Source organism: Enterococcus sp. AZ101 (assembly GCF_050499005.1).
Classification (GTDB): domain Bacteria; phylum Bacillota; class Bacilli; order Lactobacillales; family Enterococcaceae; genus Enterococcus_L; species Enterococcus_L ureilyticus.
This window is the reverse complement of the sequence record NZ_JBMHEZ010000005.1, coordinates 1-3,283: the sequence shown is the minus strand read 5'-3', so window position 1 is coordinate 3,283 and position 3,283 is coordinate 1. Positions and strand designations below refer to the sequence as shown.

Below are 3,283 nucleotides of genomic sequence, written 5' to 3'. Positions count from 1 at the left end.
TTAGCGTGGCGACGTCCTACTCTCACAAAGGGAAACCCTTCACTACAATCGGCGCTAAGAAGCTTAACTTCTGTGTTCGGCATGGGAACAGGTGTATCCTTCTCGCTATCGCCACCACACTGGGTGTTGTTGCTATTTAGTTGAGTGATTATTCACTCAAAACTGGATTGAAGTAATAGAATCAAACATTCCGAAAAACTTTTTTATTTCGTTTCTTTGGTTAAGTCCTCGACCGATTAGTATTGGTCCGCTCCGTACATCACTGCACTTCCACTTCCAACCTATCTACCTCATCATCTCTGAGGGGTCTTACTTTCTTAAAGAAATGGGAAATCTCATCTTGAGGTGGGCTTCACACTTAGATGCTTTCAGCGTTTATCCCTTCCCTACATAGCTACCCAGCAATGCCCTTGGCAGAACAACTGGTACACCAGCGGTAAGTCCATCCCGGTCCTCTCGTACTAAGGACAGCTCCTCTCAAATTTCCAACGCCCGCGACGGATAGGGACCGAACTGTCTCACGACGTTCTGAACCCAGCTCGCGTGCCGCTTTAATGGGCGAACAGCCCAACCCTTGGGACCGACTACAGCCCCAGGATGCGACGAGCCGACATCGAGGTGCCAAACCTCCCCGTCGATGTGGACTCTTGGGGGAGATAAGCCTGTTATCCCCAGGGTAGCTTTTATCCGTTGAGCGATGGCCCTTCCATGCGGAACCACCGGATCACTAAGCCCGACTTTCGTCCCTGCTCGACTTGTAAGTCTCGCAGTCAAGCTCCCTTCTGCCTTTACACTCTGCGAATGATTTCCAACCATTCTGAGGGAACCTTTGGGCGCCTCCGTTACTCTTTAGGAGGCGACCGCCCCAGTCAAACTGCCCACCTGACACTGTCTCCCACCACGATAAGTGGTGCGGGTTAGAGGGTTCATAACACAAGGGTAGTATCCCACCAGCGCCTCCACCGAAACTAGCGTTCCGGGTTCATCGGCTCCTACCTATCCTGTACATGTGGTACAAACACTCAATATCAAGCTACAGTAAAGCTCCATGGGGTCTTTCCGTCCTGTCGCGGGTAACCTGCATCTTCACAGGTACTAAAATTTCACCGAGTCTCTCGTTGAGACAGTGCCCAAATCGTTACGCCTTTCGTGCGGGTCGGAACTTACCCGACAAGGAATTTCGCTACCTTAGGACCGTTATAGTTACGGCCGCCGTTTACTGGGGCTTCAATTCTGAGCTTCGCCGAAGCTAACCCATCCTCTTAACCTTCCAGCACCGGGCAGGCGTCAGCCCCTATACTTCATCTTTCGATTTTGCAGAGACCTGTGTTTTTGATAAACAGTCGCTTGGGCCTATTCACTGCGGCTGACCGAAGTCAGCACCCCTTCTCCCGAAGTTACGGGGTCATTTTGCCGAGTTCCTTAACGAGAGTTCGCTCGCTCACCTTAGGATACTCTCCTCGACTACCTGTGTCGGTTTACGGTACGGGCAGTTGTTTTCTCACTAGAAGCTTTTCTTGACAGTGTGACATCAGGAACTTCGGTACTATTATTTCCCTCCCCATCACAGCTTGTCCGTACAGAGTAAAGCATTTGACTCTACTCAAGACTTACTGCTTGGACATGCACTTCCAGTCGCATGCATTCCTTAGCCTCCTGCGTCCCTCCATTGCTCAAACAAAAACAACTGGTACAGGAATATCAACCTGTTGTCCATCGCCTACGCCTTTCGGCCTCGGCTTAGGTCCCGACTAACCCTGGGCGGACGAGCCTTCCCCAGGAAACCTTAGTCATACGGTGGACGGGATTCTCACCCGTCTTTCGCTACTCATACCGGCATTCTCACTTCTAAGCGCTCCACTAGTCCTCACGATCTAGCTTCGACGCCCTTAGAACGCTCTCCTACCATCACACCAGAGGTGTGATCCACAGCTTCGGTAATATGTTTAGCCCCGGTACATTTTCGGCGCAGGGTCACTCGACTAGTGAGCTATTACGCACTCTTTAAATGGTGGCTGCTTCTGAGCCAACATCCTAGTTGTCTGTGCAACCCCACATCCTTTTCCACTTAACATATATTTTGGGACCTTAGCTGGTGGTCTGGGCTGTTTCCCTTTCGACTACGGATCTTATCACTCGCAGTCTGACTGCCGAATATGAATGAATGGCATTCGGAGTTTATCTGAATTCGGTAACCCGAGATGGGCCCCTAGTCCAAACAGTGCTCTACCTCCATCATTCTTAACTTCGACGCTAGCCCTAAAGCTATTTCGGAGAGAACCAGCTATCTCCAAGTTCGTTTGGAATTTCTCCGCTACCCACAGCTCATCCCCGCACTTTTCAACGTACGTGGGTTCGGTCCTCCAGTGCGTTTTACCACACCTTCAACCTGGCCATGGGTAGATCACATGGTTTCGGGTCTACGACTACATACTCATTCGCCCTATTCAGACTCGCTTTCGCTGCGGCTCCGGCTCTTCACCTTAACCTCGCATGCAATCGTAACTCGCCGGTTCATTCTACAAAAGGCACGCCATTACCCATTAACGGGCTTTGACTTGTTGTAGGCACACGGTTTCAGGATCTATTTCACTCCCCTTCCGGGGTGCTTTTCACCTTTCCCTCACGGTACTGGTTCACTATCGGTCATTAGGGAGTATTTAGCCTTGCGGGATGGTCCCCGCGGATTCCGACGGAATTTCTCGTGTTCCGCCGTACTCAGGATCCTCCTAGGTGTTGCCAACATTTCGTCTACGGGGCTATTACCCACTTTGGCGAACCTTTCCAGGTTCTTCGACTATCTTGACAGACTACCACAACGGAGTCCTACAACCCCAACAAGCAAGCTTGTTGGTTTGGGCTCTTCCCGTTTCGCTCGCCGCTACTCAGGGAATCGAATTTTCTTTCTCTTCCTGCAGGTACTAAGATGTTTCAGTTCTCTGCGTCTACCTCTAACCAGCTATGTATTCACTGGAAAGTAACATCCTATAAAAGATGTTGGGTTTCCCCATTCGGAAATCTCTGGATCATAGCTCACTTACAGCTCCCCAAAGCATATCGGTGTTAGTCCCGTCCTTCATCGGCTCCTAATGCCAAGGCATCCACCGTGCGCCCTTATTCACTTAACCTTATGACCTTACGGTCAATTGTTTGGTTCGTTTCTCTAGCGATAGAGGCGTCACCAATAAAATAAGCTTCGAACAGTTAATTAACTCTTCAACGCGGTGTTCTCGGTTTGTTTTGATTACTTTTTTACTTCAATATCCAGTTTTCAATGAACAAT

Annotated in this window: 2 rRNA genes; both read right to left on the bottom strand. The window is 49.9% G+C overall.

The window, feature by feature from the left end:
* Window positions 1–3: 3 nt before the first annotated feature.
* Window positions 4–119: ribosomal RNA gene (rrf, locus tag IGJ50_RS17065) — 5S ribosomal RNA — on the bottom strand.
* 97 nt (window positions 120–216) lie between these two features.
* Window positions 217–3,128: ribosomal RNA gene (locus IGJ50_RS17060) — 23S ribosomal RNA — on the bottom strand.
* Window positions 3,129–3,283 lie beyond the last annotated feature (155 nt).